Below are 13,849 nucleotides of genomic sequence, written 5' to 3'. Positions count from 1 at the left end.
GTCTGCCCCCTTTTTTTACAGTCGCGCACCACCATCAAAAAGATGTATTGTAACTACCATTAATTGACCACTCTATCTCGTGAATATGTTGGCTTAACTATCCTCATGACCAAAGAACATGTTTTGGTGGACCCGGAACGTATGCAGGACTCGGCGGACGAGGCCAGCCAGTTCCTCCGATCCGTGGCGAACCGCGACCGCTTGCTGCTGCTGTGCCAGCTCACCCGGGGTGAGCTGGGGGTCAGCGATCTGGAATCCCTGACCGGTATTCGACAACCCTCTTTGTCCCAGCAATTGGGGGTGCTACGCCGGCAGGGACTGATTCAGCCCCGCCGGGAAGGCAAACAGGTGCATTACCGCATCCACGATGCCCGGGCACTGGCGTTGCTGAATAAACTGTATGAACTTTTCTGTGAACAGGGCGCCAAGAGCGAGCCTGCCACCTGAGATGCTCACCCGCTCCTCCGAAGCCGCGGCGGACGCCCCAGCCGGAATCGCCGGATGGCTTTCGCTCCGGCCGCGGTCATGGGTATGATGAGGCGACCGGCTCCATCGACGGGGCCGGGTCCGGCATCAACCCGATCGAGCGAGAGTGGAATCAGCATGGATATCAGAAAACTGGACGATGACATCTGCGTCGCCCCCCAGATTACTGTGGATGACGTTGCCGAGGCTGCCAGATTGGGTTTCCGGACCATCGTGGCCAATCGTCCCGACCACGAGGAGCCCGGCCAGCCGGCCATGGCCGATATCGAAGCGGCTGCCCGGAAACATGGCCTGAACTGGGTCTACCTGCCGGTGGAATCCGGCAATATCCGTGACAGCGACGTGGACCGCTTTGCCCCCCTGTTGAGCGACGCCGAGAAGCCAATGCTGGCGTTCTGTCGCACAGGCACCCGCTGTACTGTGCTCTGGGCCCTCAGCAGCGCACGCAGCCAGCCGGTGGAGCCGCTCCTCATGCGCGCCCGCCAGGCCGGCTATGATCTCTCCGGGGCCAGACCCCGAATGGAGCAGCAGGCGCGGGAACACCAGGACTAAAGGCTTTCCATGGGGTTCAGAGCCAGCCGTTATCTGCCCCTGCTGCGCTGGTTGAGGGATTACGACCGCTACCGGCTCGCCAGCGATGCCAACGCCGCCTTGCTGGTTACCATCATCGTTATCCCGCAATCACTGGCGTTTGCCCTGCTGGCGGGTCTTCCCGCCCAGGCCGGCCTCTATGCCAGTATTCTTCCCTGTCTGGCCTACGCCGTGTTCGGCACCAGCAACACCCTGGCGGTGGGTCCTGTCGCGCTGATCTCGCTGATGAGCGCCGCCGCCGTGGGCGACGTGGCCAGTGCCGGTACCGCCGGCTATGCCGTGGCCTCCGGCGTCCTGGCCCTGCTCTGCGGCATCATCCTCCTGGCCATGGGTCTGCTGCGGCTCGGGTTCCTGTCGAATTTCATCAGCCACCCGGTAATCTCCGGGTTCATCACCGCCTCCGGCCTGCTGATCGCCGCCAGCCAGATCAAGCACCTGCTGGGCATCGAGGCCAACGGTGAGAGTCTGATCGAGCTGGGCCAGAGCCTGGCAATGTCGCTGCCCCAGACGCACCAGCTTACCCTTGCCATTGGCCTGCCCGCCCTGGTGTTCCTGTATCTGGTGCGCCGCCATCTGGCGCCGGTGCTGTCTCACTTTCATGTCAGCAACCGTCTGACCGGCATACTGATTCGCATGGGGCCGGTAGCAGCGGTGGCCATGGGCACCGCCCTGGTGTCGTACCTGGCGCTGGATGAGCGGGGCGTTGCCGTGGTCGGCGAGGTGCCTGCCGGGTTGCCGGCCCTGGCCCTGCCGGTGAGCTCCTGGGCCCTGATTCGGGAGCTTATGGTGCCGGCACTGCTGATCAGCATCGTGACCTTTGTGGAGTCGGTGTCCCTGGCCCAGACTCTGGCAGCGCGGCGGCGGGAACGGGTGGATCCGGACCAGGAGCTGCTGGGTCTCGGCACCGCCAATCTGGCCTCCGCCTTCTCCGGCGGCTTCGCGGTCGCCGGTGGCTTCTCGCGCTCCATCATCAACTTCGATGCCGGCGCCCGCACCCCGGCAGCCGGCGCCTTCACCGCCCTGGGCATCGGCCTGGTCACGGTCTACTTCACGCCCTGGTTCGAGCACCTGCCGGTGTCGGTGCTGGCTGCGTCCATCATCATCTCGGTGCTGTCCCTGGTGGATCTGGCCGCCATCCGGGAGACCTGGCAGTACTCCCGCCATGATGGCTCGGCGCTGGTGGGCACCATCGCCATCACCCTGGGTTTTGGCGTGATCCCGGGCATTGTGACCGGCATTTCCCTGTCCCTGATACTCTACCTCTGGCGCACCAGCCGTCCCCACAGCGCCCTGGTCGGGCGCATCAGGAACTCCGAGTCCTTCCGCAACATCGTCCGCCACACGGTTGAAACCGACCCCAGGGTGATGATCCTTCGGGTGGATGAGAGCCTGTACTTCGCCAACGCCCGATACCTGGAGGACCGCATCTACACCCTGATCATGGAGCAGCCGGAACTGACCGATTTCGTGCTGATGTGCCCTGCGGTGAATTACATCGACGCCTCTGCCCTGGAGAGCCTGGAGGCCATTAATGGCCGCCTCCACGATGCCGGCATCCGGCTGCACCTGTCCGACGTCAAAGGCCCGGTAATGGACAAGCTCAACCGCAGCCATTTCCTGCAGGGGCTGACCGGCGAGGTGTTCATGAGCACCTACGACGCCTGGTGCAAACTCCATGGAAACGGGGATAATGCCGAGCCGGAACCCGCAGGCCCGAAGGATGCCGAAATCGAATGATTTTGCCGGTTTGTCCGGGCCTCCGTAATCCTTCGGCCCGGGGTGTTCGTAGACTTAGCGACTCCAATGCCCGCCCACCAATCGAGGACCCACCTGACCATGCGCTACAAAGGTGAAGCGAATTTCCGTCACGACCAGCCCGAACGGCTGGGTATCCTGGTGACCAACCTGGGTACACCGGATGCTCCCACCACGCCGGCGCTGCGCCGATACCTGGCGCAATTTCTGGCGGATCCGCGTGTGGTGGAGGTGCCCCGGGCGATCTGGTGGTTCATACTCAACGGCATCATCCTGCGCCTGCGGCCCCGCAAATCGGCCGCCGCCTACCGCAAGGTCTGGGAGGCCGAGGGCTCGCCACTGCTGACCCATACCGCCGCCCAGTGCGAAGGCATTCGCAAGGCCTTGCAGGCCAAGTACGGCAAGAACGTGGTGGTTGCCTTTGCCATGCGTTATGGCAACCCCGGTATCCCCAAGGTCCTGGATGATCTCAAGAGCCAGGGTGTGCGCAAACTGCTGGTGCTGCCGCTCTACCCGCAGTATTCGGCCTCCACCTCCGCCTCCACCTTTGACGCCATCGCCCTGGACTTCATGCGCCGGCGCTGGCTACCGGATTTCCGCTTCATCAGCCATTACCCGGACTACCCGCCCTACATCGAGGCCATGGCCAAACGCATCGAGGACCACTGGGCCGAGCACGGCCGCAAGCAGAAGCTGGTGCTGTCCTACCACGGCGTACCGATGAAATACCTCAAGCGGGGTGACCCCTACCACTGCGAGTGCCACAAGACCTCACGGCTGCTTGCCCAGCGGCTGGGACTGGAAAAAGACCAGTACATGACCACCTTCCAGTCCCGCTTCGGTGCCGAGGAGTGGCTCAAGCCCTACACCGATGAAACCCTGAAAGCCTTGCCGGGGCATGGCGTCGAGTCCATCGACGTGTTCTGCCCGGGCTTTTCCTCGGACTGCCTGGAGACCATCGAGGAGATCAATGAGGAAAACCGGGACTACTTCATGGAGGCCGGCGGCAGGGGTTTCAGCTATATCCCGGCGCTGAACGATTCGCCCGCCCACATCGACGCCCTGGTGCAGTTGATCGAGGAGAACCTGCAGGGCTGGGCAGTGCCGGACAACAACCCGGACACTCTGGCGGAGCGCGCCCGAAGAGCCCGCGCGATTGGCGCCGAGGCCTGACACCGGTCTACCGCCGGGCCGCCTCACTGGGTTAGCATCGGGGCTGTCGAATCGCCACGCTGGGGCTTCTATGAAACTGAACTGTGACCTGGGAGAAAGCTACGGAAGCTGGACCATGGGCCAGGACGATCAGGTCATGCCGCTGATCGACATGGCCAACGTGGCTTGCGGCTTCCATGCTTCCGACCCCAACATCATGCACGATACCGTGGTGCTGGCCGCCAAGTACGGAGTCAGTATCGGCGCCCATCCGTCCTACCAGGACCTTCAGGGCTTTGGCCGCCGCTCCATCCCCCATTCCGCCGCCCAGGTGCGGGCCCTGATCTGGTATCAGCTGGGCGCACTGGAAGGGATCTGTCGGGCCGAGAACCAGCGCCTTGCCTACGTCAAACCCCACGGCGCCCTCAACAATGACATGATACGGGACCCGCAGCTGCTGGAGGTGGTCATGGAGGCCATTGCCACCTACCAGCAGGGCCTGCCGCTGATGATACCGGTCTCCCTGGATTACCCCGCCCACCGCCGCCTGGCCGAGCGCTGCGGCGTACCGCTGATCTTCGAGGCCTTTGCCGACCGCGCCTACGACGACACCGGCCGGCTGGTGTCCCGGCGGGAGCCCGGGGCGGTTCACCAGGAGCAGGAGCAGATCGTCGACCAGGCCCTGTCGTTCGCCCAGCGCGGCGGCGTCCACAGCATCACCGGGCACTGGCTGGAACTGCCGGCGGAGTCGCTTTGCGTGCACGGCGATGGCGATCACGCCCTGGCCGCGGTGCGGGCCATCCGCGCAGCCCTGACCAAACCCGCACCCTGAACAACCCTACTCTGACCGCATCCGCGATGCCGGCAGGCTCAACGCTCTGGAGACCGCAATGATCAAGCCATTTTCCCTGCTCAAGAAAAACGACACGCCGCCGGAGGAGCGCTTCCGCGACCAGGTGGTGTGGATCACCGGCGCCTCCTCCGGCATTGGTGAGGCCCTGGCTGTGGCCCTGGCCGGGCACGGCGCCCGCCTGGTGCTGTCGGCACGGCGCCAGGACGAGTTGCGCCGTGTCGCCGACCGTTGCACCGACGCCGGCCTGGATCAGCGCAGCGTTCTGGTCCTGCCCCTGGACGTGACCGACACCGACGCCATGCCGGCGGCGGTGGATTCGGTGCTGGAACACTTCCACCAGGTCGACCTGCTGATCAACAACGCCGGCCTGTCCCAGCGCTCGCTGTGCAAGGACACCGACCTGTCGGTCTACCGCAAGCTGCTGGATGTGGACGTGTTCGGCCAGATCGCCCTCACCAAGGCGGTACTGCCGCTGATGCTGGAGCGCGGCCAGGGCCACATTGCCGTCACCGCCAGTGTGGCCGGCAAGGTCGGGGTTCCCAATCGGACCGGCTACTGCGCCGCCAAGCACGCTGTCATGGGCTTTTTCGATGCCCTGCGGGCCGAGGTGGAGGACGATGGCATCCAGGTCTCCACCATCGTGCCGGGTTTCATCCGCACCGCCATCGCCCACAACGCCCTGGCCGCCAATGGCGAGGCCTTCGGCAAAGACGATGACTACATCGAGGGCGGCATGGACGTGAACGAGGCCGCCCAGGTCATCCTGGCCGGCCTGGCGAGGGGCACCCGGGAAATTCCGGTTGGCAAGGGCAAGGAAATGTCCGCGCTCTGGGCCAAGCGGCTGGCGCCGGAACTGGTGTTCAGGATGACCAAGAAGCTGCGCTGATCACCGCCGGCACTGCGGGCGCGCCTCAGTAGGTGGGGCTGCGCCCGTTCCAGACCGCCTCGTAGACATCCCCTGCCCCGCGCTGCAGACAGTGGCCGACGAACTGGTAATTGATCACCCGGGTCGGGGAGTTGAAAGGCCGCAGCATCTCGATGGTCTGCGCCCGTAACTCACCGCCCATCGCCTCAAGCTGGTTGACCGCCCTGGCCATACCGGCCTCACACTCGGCGCGGGTCTCGAACGCCTGCACCTTGCGCAAAAAGGAGTCCGGATTGGCGAACATGGCCGGCTCCATATCCCGTACCTGGGCCGCCGCCAGGTAATGTATGCCGATGAACTCCGAGGCCTGGGCAAGCCCGCCCCAGGCCAGAACCGCAACCAACACAACAGAACGCCTCATGGTGACACTCCCCTGATAGGGCCGCAGATGGAATGCGACGGTGAGAAGTATACGAAGCGGATGCCTACCGGAGGCCGGCAGCTATCGGGAAAAGGTACCAAAGGATGAGGAGACAACCGGTGAGGCGGCGTACGAACGGAGGAGAAAGCAACAAGGGGATAGACTGGAGTAACAGCGAGGAGGAGAAAAGTGGCGGTGGGCCAGGGATTCGAACCCCGGGAAGGCTACTAACCTTCGGCGGTTTTCAAGACCGCTGCATTAAGCCACTCTGCCAGCCCACCGTTTTGATCACTTGGGACACTCAGTAAGGCCTACGCTCGGCAAGACCAATCGGATGTCCCTGGCTGCCTGGACGACAGCGGGGAGCATGATACCGGAATGGGTCTCGCTGTCAACGTTGGGTCCGAACCGCCAAACATTAACACGGTTTAATGAAATAAATCCTCGGCGCGGCGGTCATAAATGATTGAAAGTCACGGGCTCATCACTATGATAAGCTCTAGCAAGTTTTGTCCATGCCTTGATGTAATCGGAGATGACAATGGAAGACAGACGTTACAGTGCCCAGCAAAGTCAGGGCGCGGTTTCGGCCAGCCAGACAGGCACCAGGGCCGGTACCGGTATCAGTGCGGACGCCATGGGCGTGCTGCGCAACACCTATTTACTGCTGGGTATGACGCTGGCGTTCTCCGCCGTCGTTGCCTACCTGAGCATGAATGCCCCCCATCCAGGCTTCCTGATTACCATCGTGGGCTACATCGGCCTGCTGTTTGCCACCTACAAGCTGAAAAACAGCCCCTGGGGCATCGTCACCACCTTCGCCCTGACCGGCTTCATGGGTTATACCCTGGGCCCGATCATCGGCGCCTTTGTGGCCGCCGGCGCCGCCCAGGTGGTCGCCAACGCCCTGACACTGACCGCCGTCGCCTTCGTGGGGCTGTCCGGTGTGGCACTGGTGACCAAGAAGGACTTCAGCTTCATGGGCAGCTTCCTGACCGCCGGCGCCTTCGTGCTGATCGGTGCCATGGTGCTGGGCTTCATCATGGAAAGCTCCGCCCTGCAGCTGGCAGTGTCCGCGGGCTTCACCATCTTCGCATCGCTGATGATCCTGTTCGAGACCAGCCGCATCATCAACGGTGGCGAGCGCAACTACATCCTGGCCACCATCGGCCTGTACGTGTCCATCTACAACCTGTTCGTGAGCCTGCTGCACCTGCTGTCGGCTTTCGGCGGCGAAGACTGATCCGGCCTCAGGCTGAATCCCGAACCCCGGTCCTGTACCGGGGTTTTTTATTTCCGGTTACACTGTGGCTTTGATCCTCAAGACCCAACGGAACCTCGCTCCGCCATGCCCGAGCCCTTGAACTACACCCTGGTGATCACCGGCGCGCCCTACACCAGCCAGGCCCCGCAAACGGCCCTGGCCTTCGCCCGTGCGGTGGTGGCCCGTGGCCACCGTATCGACCGGGTGTTTCTCTATGGCGACGGGGTCCACCTGGCAAGTTCGCTGGCGACCGCTCCCAGCGATGAGCCTCAATGGACCCGGCAGTGGTGCGATTTCCTCCGCGAGCAGGCCATCCCGGCGGTGGCCTGTGTGGCCTCGGCGCTAAGGCGCGGCCTGCTGGATGAGACCGAACGCGCCCGCTACCAGGCGCCGGCCAGCAACCTGGCGGAGCCCTTCAGGATCGCTGGTCTCGGGGACTGGGTCGAAGGGGTGACCCGGTCCGACCGGACCCTCTATTTTCATGGGAGTGATTAGGCCATGGCGGTGCTGATGGTGATCGACAGGCCCCCCTACGGCGACTGGCGTGGCCGTGAAGCGCTGGACATGGCCTTCTCACTGGCCGCCTTCGACCAGCCGGTGGCGCTGCTGTTTGCCGGCGCCGGCGTTAACTGGCTCAGACCCGGGCAGGACGGCTCGGCGTTGGCCCAGAAAACCCTCGGCAAACAGCTGCAGGCCGCCGCCATCTTCGGCATTGAGGAGATTCTGGTGGAGCGGGAGGCGCTGAGCCGCTATCACCTCAGCCAGGGTGAGCTGCTGCCGGCGGCCGAACCGGTAGACCTGAATGCCCACTTGCTGGCCCGATTCGGGCAGGTGGTGCAGCTTTGATGACCACCGTAACAGGAGCCAGGATGACCAGACTGCACCTGATCAACAAGGCCCCCGACCATCCCCGCTTTGGTCGCTGCCTGGCCAGCCTGTGTGCCGGTGACAGCCTGGTGCTGATGGAGAACGCGGTGCTGGCGGTTGCCGGTGATCACGGCCTGCCGGCCGAAAATGTGATGGCGCTGGCGGACGACCTTGAGGCCCGGGGCCTTGCCGGAGCCGACCATGGCACCGTAACGGCCATCGCCATGCCCGAGCTGGTGGCCCTCACCGAAACCCATGCAAGCATCATCAACTGGTAGGACAATGGCACAACCGGCTCGCAACAGCGAAGGCTTCCTGGAACATGCCGAAGACTGGACGCCAGCAGTGGCGGAGGAGATCGCCCGGGAGGACGGCCTTGCGCTGACAGAGGCCCACTGGGAAATCATCCACTTCCTGCGGGATTTCTACCAGCAGCATGAGGTGTCACCGCCCTCCAACCGACTGTTCGTAAAAGCGGTAAAGGAAGCCCTGGGCGAGGACAAGGGCAACAGCATCTATCTGATGCAGCTGTTTCCCGGCACCCCCGCCAAGACCGCCTGCCGCATTGCCGGCCTGCCCCGGCCCACCAACTGCCTCTAGGGTGGTGGCCAACACTCACCATCGGACACAGACAGGACGCCCATGTCAGAGCAAGATGCCAACCAGCTACCCGAAACCAAACCCGGCGAGCACCCTTTTGCGCCCTACGTCCGCATTCTGGGCAAGGGCAAGCGCGGCTCACGCTCCTTCAGCCGTGCCGAAGCCCGCCAGGCCATGGCGATGATCCTGGCCGGCCAGGTGGAGCCGGTGCAGTTGGGGGCTTTCCTGATGCTGCTTCGGGTCAAGGAGGAAACTCCGGAGGAGCTGGCCGGGTTTGTGGATGCCGTGCGGGAGGCTGCCGAGCCCCCTGCTGCCCTGGCGGTGGATCTGGACTGGTCGTCCTACGCCGGCAAGCGCCGCCATGCGCCCTGGTTCCTGTTCTCCCTGCTGCTCCTGGCCCAGCACGGACTGCGGGTCTTCGTGCACGGCGCCGAAGGCCACACGCCGGAACGCCTATATCTGACGGAGGTAATGACGGAGTTCGGCCTGCAACCGGCACAGAGCTGGCAGCAGGTGTCTGAGCAGCTGGACGCCGGCGGTTTCAGTTACATGCCGCTGTCGGCGTTCGCGCCGCGCCTGGCGGAAATGATCGACCTGAGGCCCATCCTGGGATTGCGCTCCCCGGTGCACAGCCTGTCCCGCCTGATCAACCCACTCAGTGCCCGCACGGTCCTGCAGGGCATCTTCCACCCGCCCTACGCAGGCCTGCACCAGAATGCCGGGCTTTTGCTGGGCTACCAGCGCATTGCGGTGATTCGGGGCGAAGGCGGGGAGATCGAGCGTAATCCGGACAACGCCCTGAAGGTGTTCCGTGCGCGGCAGGATGACACCGGGGGCAGAACGGAGGAAGACAACTGGCCGGCGCTGTTCGAGCGCCGTCACCTCAAGCCCGAAACTTTGAGCCCGGAACAGATGCTGTCGGTATGGCAGGGCCGCTCCGAGGACAGCTACGGCGAGGCCGCTACCCTCTCAACCGCCGCCCTGGCGCTCTTCGAGTGCGGTCAGGCCGACAGCCAGGAGGCCGCCATGACCATGGCAGAGCGACTCTGGCAGGATCGGGACCGGCAACGCTTTGACTCAGCGCCGGTGGCCCGGGTCGGCTGAGTCGGGTGGGTTCTGCCGGTGCCGGCGCTGGATCTCCTCGCCGGTACCGAGAAAGCTGCTGAGGCCGTTTTCGAACAGCTCCGAGCCGAACTTGAGAAACTGCCGGGTACTGTCCCGCACGGCGGTTTCGGGCATCTCCCGCATTGCCTCGGTCATGCCCGTGCGAACGCCGCGGATCACCCGCGGTTCGATGTCATCGGCGGCGTTCTGCATCTCCCGGACCTTGCTGTCCAGGTAGGGCCGCAAGACCCAGCGGTGGAAGCCGGCCAGCACCAGTAGTACCGCCAGGGCGCTGGCGCCGGCGTGAATCAGAACACTGTACCAGAATGCCATGGCACACCCTCCCTGTTTGCCCGTCAGGGCCAGTAGTTGATCAGTCCGAACTGTACCAGGCCGGCAATGGCGCCCAGCAGACCGCCCGCCAGCATCAGCTTGAATTCCTCTTCCTTGAAAGCCGGGCGTAACACGTCCTGAAACTCCGCCGGCCCGAGTGACTGCATCTGCTCACACAGCACCGCCGCCACCACCGGGGCCCGCTCCCGATTGAAACGGGGGTCGCTGAAAACATGCCCGGTGGCCACCAGGGCCTTGTTGTTCATGGCCTTCTTGAGATCCGTGTAACCGGTCATGCCGATGGTGACCTGCGCGGTGAGCTTCATCACCACCGAATGGTCCAGCATTGGCCGCAGGTGTTTCTGGATGATGGCACGGGTGCGGTCGCCGTGTTCGCCGTTGATCATGGCGTCGGCCACCTTCTCGACGGTGATCAGTTCGTTGGCCACCAGCCGGCTCCAGACTTCGCTGATTTCCCGCTGCCGGCGCAGGAACAGTCCCTGGATTTTCCAGAACAGAAAGCGCCGGGGCTCCAGGGGGCGGAAAATCAGGTTGATGGCCAGCCAGTTGGTGACAAACCCGATACCAAAACCGGCCGCCGGCAGCAGCCAGGGTTCCGGGTACTGAAGCCACAGCGGTGCCACGGCCAGGCCCAGCAGACCGCCAATCCAGGCGCCACGGTTGATCACGGCGTCCAGCTCAACCGACCCGGCCTCCTGGAATATCCGGTTCATCAGGTCCGGATGCCGCTGCAGCTCCCGGCTTAACAAGGCCTTCAGGTCCACCAGATCCGACAGGTCATCGCCGAAATCCTCCACCAGAGACTCGATCCGTGCCGGCAGCTGTTCCCGGCCCCACTGGTAGATGCGGCGGCGCATGAAGTTGGGCATGTTGTCCCAGAGTACCGGCTGGATGTCGTACATGACCTCGTCGATGTACTCGTCCAGACGCGGGTTCACCTGGGACACCACCTGCTCCACGATGCGCTTGGGTTCCAGCTTGTGGTAGACCGCGTTCAGGTCCCCGAACTGGGCCAGGGTCCGGTCGATACAGATGTGGGCCATCTTTTCGGCCTTCCGGGGAATCACACCGCGCCAGCCGAGCCACCGGCCAACGCCGACATACTCAACCGGATAGAAGGACATCTGGATTGCCAGCCAGTTGGTAACCCAGCCAACGGCAGCGGCCATCAGCGGTATGGACCAGAGTGCAGCATCCACCAAAAAAAGACCCCATCGTGAAAAGCCCGGACGATTTGCCCGGGCCAGTGCGACACATCAAGACCCGAGCCTGCAACAGGCCGTTGTTAATTGGAAGGATGATGATGGAACGGGGATGGCACCACATTGGCCGCAATGCCCGCCTAAACCGGACGGCAATGCATTTCAGGACAGTGAGGGGCGTGCACTTGAGGGAGAAAAAAGATGATGGGACCGGGCGCATCCGGTCCCAAGATTCACGTCACTACTACTCACGCCATCACTATTCAAGTAACTACAGCGTTTACTGGTAGTAGGCGTTTTCCTTGATGGAGTGGTCGGTGACATCCCGCACCGCGCTGATTTCCGGCACCCGCTCCTTCAGCGTGGACTCCACCCCCTGCTTGAGGGTCAGGCTGACCGCGCTGCAACCCTGGCATCCGCCGCCAAAACGCAGTACAGCCACGGACTCGTCCACCACATCCACCAGGGACACCTCACCGCCGTGGGATGCCAGGCCCGGATTGATCTCGGAGGCCAGCACGTAACGTATACGGTCCGGCAGCGGGGCGTCGTCGTCGATCTTCGGCACCTTGGCATTGGGCGCCTTGATGGTGAGCTGGCCACCCATCTGGTCCTTGGAGTAGTCCACGTAGGCTTCTTCCAGGAAGGGTACGGAATTGTGGTCCAGATAAAGGGTGAACTTTTCCAGGTCCACCTGCTCGTCCGTCGGCACAATTTCATTGGGCGGACAGTAGGCCAGGCAGGTCTCCGCGTGCTTGGTGCCGGGCTGGGTCACGAAAATACGCACGCCCATGCCCTCGACGTCCTGTTTTTCGATCAGCTGCGCGAGATAGTCCCGCGCTGAGTCAGTGACAGTTACCAGTGCCATGAGTCCTACCTGTTGGGAAATTATGCAGCTATTTTATGTGAGTTCGCACCCAGTTAAAAGACCCACTAAAATAGTCAGCCTTTATGAACCCAGGTGGCAAAAGTGATCGCCCCCCGGGACGCCTGATGGCAATTTTGCTATCATCCCGCGCCCAGAAACCCGATTTGGATCCCGGAAGAGCCCGTATGACCGATAATCGCAACACCCGTCTTGCCCAGCTCAAGCAGGCCCTGGAAGAACGTATTGTGATTCTGGACGGCGGTATGGGCACCATGATCCAGAACCTCAAACTGGACGAGACGGCCTTCCGGGGCGAGCGCTTCGCCGACTACGAGCACGAGGTCCAGGGCAACAATGACCTGCTGAACCTGACCCAGCCGGCTCTGCTGCGCAACATCCACGCCGATTACCTGGATGCCGGCGCCGACATCATCGAGACCAACACCTTCAACTCCACCCAGCTTTCCCAGGCAGACTATGGGCTGGAGGCGATTGCCCGCGAGCTGAACCTGGCGGCGGCACGTTTGGCGCGGCAGGTGGCGGACGAGTACACCGCCAGGAACCCGGACAAGCCCCGGTTCGTGGCCGGTGCCGTGGGGCCCACCTCCCGCACCGCCTCGATCTCGCCGGACGTGAACAATCCGGGCTACCGCAATGTGGACTTCCAGACCCTGGTGGACAACTACTACGAAGCGGTGTCGGGCCTGGTGGAAGGCGGCTGCGACCTGATCCTGATTGAAACCATTTTCGACACCCTCAATGCCAAGGCCGCCATCTTCGGCACCCAGCAGTATTTCGAGGACAGCGGCATCACGCTGCCCATCATGATATCCGGCACCATCACCGATGCTTCCGGCCGCACCCTCTCCGGCCAGACCACCGAGGCATTCTGGAACTCCATCGCCCACTCCCGGCCCATTTCCGTCGGTCTTAACTGTGCCCTCGGTGCGGACGCCCTGCGGCCCTATGTGGAGGAGCTGTCGGACAAGGCCGACACCTATGTCAGCGCCCACCCCAACGCCGGCCTGCCCAACGAGTTCGGCGAGTACGACCAGACGCCCGAGGAGATGGCCGAGATCATCGAGGGGTTTGCCAAAGACGGCTTCCTCAACATCATCGGCGGCTGCTGTGGCTCACGCCCCGACCACATCGAGGCCATCGCCAAGGCGGTTGCCAAATACCCGCCCCGGAAGATTCCCAAGCCCAAGGCCGCACTGCGCCTGTCCGGCCTGGAGCCCTTCCGAGTGGATGACGAATCCCTGTTTGTTAACGTGGGGGAGCGAACCAACGTAACCGGGTCCGCCAGGTTCAAGCGGCTGATTGTGGAAGGCGATTTCGAGGAAGCCCTGAGTGTGGCACGGGATCAGGTGGAAAATGGCGCCCAGATTATCGATATCAACATGGACGAAGGCATGCTGGATTCACAGGAAGCCATGGTGACCTTCCTGAAACTGATCGCCTCCGAGC

Annotated in this window: 17 protein-coding genes and 1 tRNA gene; 13 read left to right on the top strand and 5 right to left on the bottom strand. The window is 63.3% G+C overall.

What is annotated here, in order from left to right:
• Positions 1-105 precede the first annotated feature (105 nt).
• The 6 genes from R3280_RS06955 to R3280_RS06930 all read left to right on the top strand — a co-directional run bounded on the left by R3280_RS06955 (position 106) and on the right by R3280_RS06930 (position 5,723).
• Positions 106-447 (top strand): metalloregulator ArsR/SmtB family transcription factor, encoded by a 342-nt coding sequence (locus tag R3280_RS06955; RefSeq protein WP_318997863.1) that lies wholly within the window; start codon positions 106-108, stop codon positions 445-447.
• Between the two features lie 156 nt (positions 448-603).
• The gene (locus tag R3280_RS06950) at positions 604-1,038 is read left to right on the top strand and encodes a TIGR01244 family sulfur transferase (RefSeq protein ID WP_318997862.1); all 435 of its coding nucleotides are present in this window, start codon (positions 604-606) and stop codon (positions 1,036-1,038) included.
• A gap of 9 nt (positions 1,039-1,047) precedes the next feature.
• Positions 1,048-2,814, top strand: a complete 1,767-nt coding sequence (locus R3280_RS06945) for a sulfate permease (RefSeq protein ID WP_318997861.1) — start codon at positions 1,048-1,050, stop codon at positions 2,812-2,814.
• 99 nt (positions 2,815-2,913) lie between these two features.
• Positions 2,914-4,005, top strand: coding sequence for a ferrochelatase (hemH, locus tag R3280_RS06940; RefSeq protein ID WP_318997860.1), 1,092 nt, complete (start codon positions 2,914-2,916; stop codon positions 4,003-4,005).
• 70 nt (positions 4,006-4,075) lie between these two features.
• Positions 4,076-4,816, top strand: coding sequence for a 5-oxoprolinase subunit PxpA (locus tag R3280_RS06935; RefSeq protein WP_318997859.1), 741 nt, complete (start codon positions 4,076-4,078; stop codon positions 4,814-4,816).
• 58 nt (positions 4,817-4,874) lie between these two features.
• On the top strand, positions 4,875-5,723 hold the full coding sequence (locus tag R3280_RS06930) for an SDR family oxidoreductase (RefSeq protein WP_318997858.1): 849 nt from the start codon (positions 4,875-4,877) through the stop codon (positions 5,721-5,723).
• A 25-nt stretch (positions 5,724-5,748) separates the two neighbouring features.
• Here the strand turns inward: R3280_RS06930 and R3280_RS06925 are convergent, their stop codons facing one another.
• Both R3280_RS06925 and R3280_RS06920 read right to left on the bottom strand, forming a co-directional pair.
• Positions 5,749-6,123, bottom strand: coding sequence for a hypothetical protein (locus R3280_RS06925; RefSeq protein WP_318997857.1), 375 nt, complete (start codon positions 6,121-6,123; stop codon positions 5,749-5,751).
• Positions 6,124-6,313: 190 nt separating this feature from the next.
• Positions 6,314-6,404 (bottom strand) — tRNA-Ser (locus R3280_RS06920).
• Positions 6,405-6,664: 260 nt separating this feature from the next.
• Here R3280_RS06920 and R3280_RS06915 point away from each other — a divergent pair.
• The 6 genes from R3280_RS06915 (at position 6,665) to R3280_RS06890 (ending at position 9,958) form a co-directional block, all read left to right on the top strand.
• Complete coding sequence (locus tag R3280_RS06915; protein WP_318997856.1) at positions 6,665-7,366, top strand: Bax inhibitor-1/YccA family protein; 702 nt, start codon at positions 6,665-6,667, stop codon at positions 7,364-7,366.
• A 105-nt stretch (positions 7,367-7,471) separates the two neighbouring features.
• Positions 7,472-7,882, top strand: a complete 411-nt coding sequence (tusD, locus tag R3280_RS06910) for a sulfurtransferase complex subunit TusD (RefSeq protein WP_318997855.1) — start codon at positions 7,472-7,474, stop codon at positions 7,880-7,882.
• Between the two features lie 3 nt (positions 7,883-7,885).
• Positions 7,886-8,233 (top strand): DsrE family protein, encoded by a 348-nt coding sequence (locus R3280_RS06905; RefSeq protein ID WP_318997854.1) that lies wholly within the window; start codon positions 7,886-7,888, stop codon positions 8,231-8,233.
• Positions 8,234-8,256: 23 nt separating this feature from the next.
• A complete protein-coding gene (gene tusB / locus R3280_RS06900) occupies positions 8,257-8,532 on the top strand; it encodes a sulfurtransferase complex subunit TusB (protein ID WP_318997853.1) in 276 nt (91 codons plus the stop codon).
• 4 nt (positions 8,533-8,536) lie between these two features.
• A complete protein-coding gene (locus tag R3280_RS06895) occupies positions 8,537-8,854 on the top strand; it encodes a TusE/DsrC/DsvC family sulfur relay protein (protein ID WP_318997852.1) in 318 nt (105 codons plus the stop codon).
• A gap of 42 nt (positions 8,855-8,896) precedes the next feature.
• On the top strand, positions 8,897-9,958 hold the full coding sequence (locus tag R3280_RS06890; RefSeq protein WP_318997851.1) for a glycosyl transferase family protein: 1,062 nt from the start codon (positions 8,897-8,899) through the stop codon (positions 9,956-9,958).
• Here R3280_RS06890 and R3280_RS06885 read toward each other — a convergent pair.
• The 3 genes from R3280_RS06885 to nfuA all read right to left on the bottom strand — a co-directional run bounded on the left by R3280_RS06885 (position 9,932) and on the right by nfuA (position 12,382).
• Entirely contained in the window at positions 9,932-10,291 is a 360-nt protein-coding gene (locus R3280_RS06885) for a hypothetical protein (RefSeq protein ID WP_318997850.1), read from the bottom strand. The genes R3280_RS06890 and R3280_RS06885 overlap by 27 nt on opposite strands.
• A 23-nt stretch (positions 10,292-10,314) precedes the next feature.
• A complete protein-coding gene (locus tag R3280_RS06880; RefSeq protein ID WP_318997849.1) occupies positions 10,315-11,511 on the bottom strand; it encodes a DUF445 family protein in 1,197 nt (398 codons plus the stop codon).
• Positions 11,512-11,794: 283 nt separating this feature from the next.
• Positions 11,795-12,382: a Fe-S biogenesis protein NfuA gene (gene nfuA / locus R3280_RS06875; RefSeq protein WP_318997848.1), complete on the bottom strand. Its 588-nt coding sequence runs from the start codon at positions 12,380-12,382 to the stop codon at positions 11,795-11,797.
• Between the two features lie 185 nt (positions 12,383-12,567).
• On the opposite strand from nfuA, the gene R3280_RS06870 reads away from it, so the two are divergent.
• Positions 12,568-13,849, top strand: a 1,282-nt coding sequence (locus R3280_RS06870) for a homocysteine S-methyltransferase family protein (RefSeq protein ID WP_318997847.1), incomplete at its 3' end; no start/stop codon positions are given.

The sequence above is a fragment of the Marinobacter sp. genome (assembly GCF_033722195.1).
Taxonomy (GTDB): Bacteria; Pseudomonadota; Gammaproteobacteria; order Pseudomonadales; family Oleiphilaceae; genus Marinobacter.
Note: the sequence above shows the minus strand (reverse complement) of the source record. Positions and strands in the feature narration are given on the sequence as shown.

What these genes read in the sequence shown, in the direction of transcription:
- R3280_RS06905 (WP_318997854.1), top strand. Translation starts at nt 7,886, where the DNA reads ATGGCGGTGCTGATGGTGATCGACAGGCCCCCCTACGGCGACTGGCGT.
- R3280_RS06945 (WP_318997861.1), top strand. Translation starts at nt 1,048, where the DNA reads ATGGGGTTCAGAGCCAGCCGTTATCTGCCCCTGCTGCGCTGGTTGAGG.
- R3280_RS06895 (WP_318997852.1), top strand. Translation starts at nt 8,537, where the DNA reads ATGGCACAACCGGCTCGCAACAGCGAAGGCTTCCTGGAACATGCCGAA.
- R3280_RS06885 (WP_318997850.1), bottom strand. Translation starts at nt 10,291, where the DNA reads ATGGCATTCTGGTACAGTGTTCTGATTCACGCCGGCGCCAGCGCCCTG.
- hemH (WP_318997860.1), top strand. Translation starts at nt 2,914, where the DNA reads ATGCGCTACAAAGGTGAAGCGAATTTCCGTCACGACCAGCCCGAACGG.
- R3280_RS06925 (WP_318997857.1), bottom strand. Translation starts at nt 6,123, where the DNA reads ATGAGGCGTTCTGTTGTGTTGGTTGCGGTTCTGGCCTGGGGCGGGCTT.
- R3280_RS06890 (WP_318997851.1), top strand. Translation starts at nt 8,897, where the DNA reads ATGTCAGAGCAAGATGCCAACCAGCTACCCGAAACCAAACCCGGCGAG.
- tusB (WP_318997853.1), top strand. Translation starts at nt 8,257, where the DNA reads ATGACCAGACTGCACCTGATCAACAAGGCCCCCGACCATCCCCGCTTT.
- nfuA (WP_318997848.1), bottom strand. Translation starts at nt 12,382, where the DNA reads ATGGCACTGGTAACTGTCACTGACTCAGCGCGGGACTATCTCGCGCAG.
- R3280_RS06955 (WP_318997863.1), top strand. Translation starts at nt 106, where the DNA reads ATGACCAAAGAACATGTTTTGGTGGACCCGGAACGTATGCAGGACTCG.
- tusD (WP_318997855.1), top strand. Translation starts at nt 7,472, where the DNA reads ATGCCCGAGCCCTTGAACTACACCCTGGTGATCACCGGCGCGCCCTAC.
- R3280_RS06930 (WP_318997858.1), top strand. Translation starts at nt 4,875, where the DNA reads ATGATCAAGCCATTTTCCCTGCTCAAGAAAAACGACACGCCGCCGGAG.
- R3280_RS06915 (WP_318997856.1), top strand. Translation starts at nt 6,665, where the DNA reads ATGGAAGACAGACGTTACAGTGCCCAGCAAAGTCAGGGCGCGGTTTCG.
- R3280_RS06935 (WP_318997859.1), top strand. Translation starts at nt 4,076, where the DNA reads ATGAAACTGAACTGTGACCTGGGAGAAAGCTACGGAAGCTGGACCATG.
- R3280_RS06950 (WP_318997862.1), top strand. Translation starts at nt 604, where the DNA reads ATGGATATCAGAAAACTGGACGATGACATCTGCGTCGCCCCCCAGATT.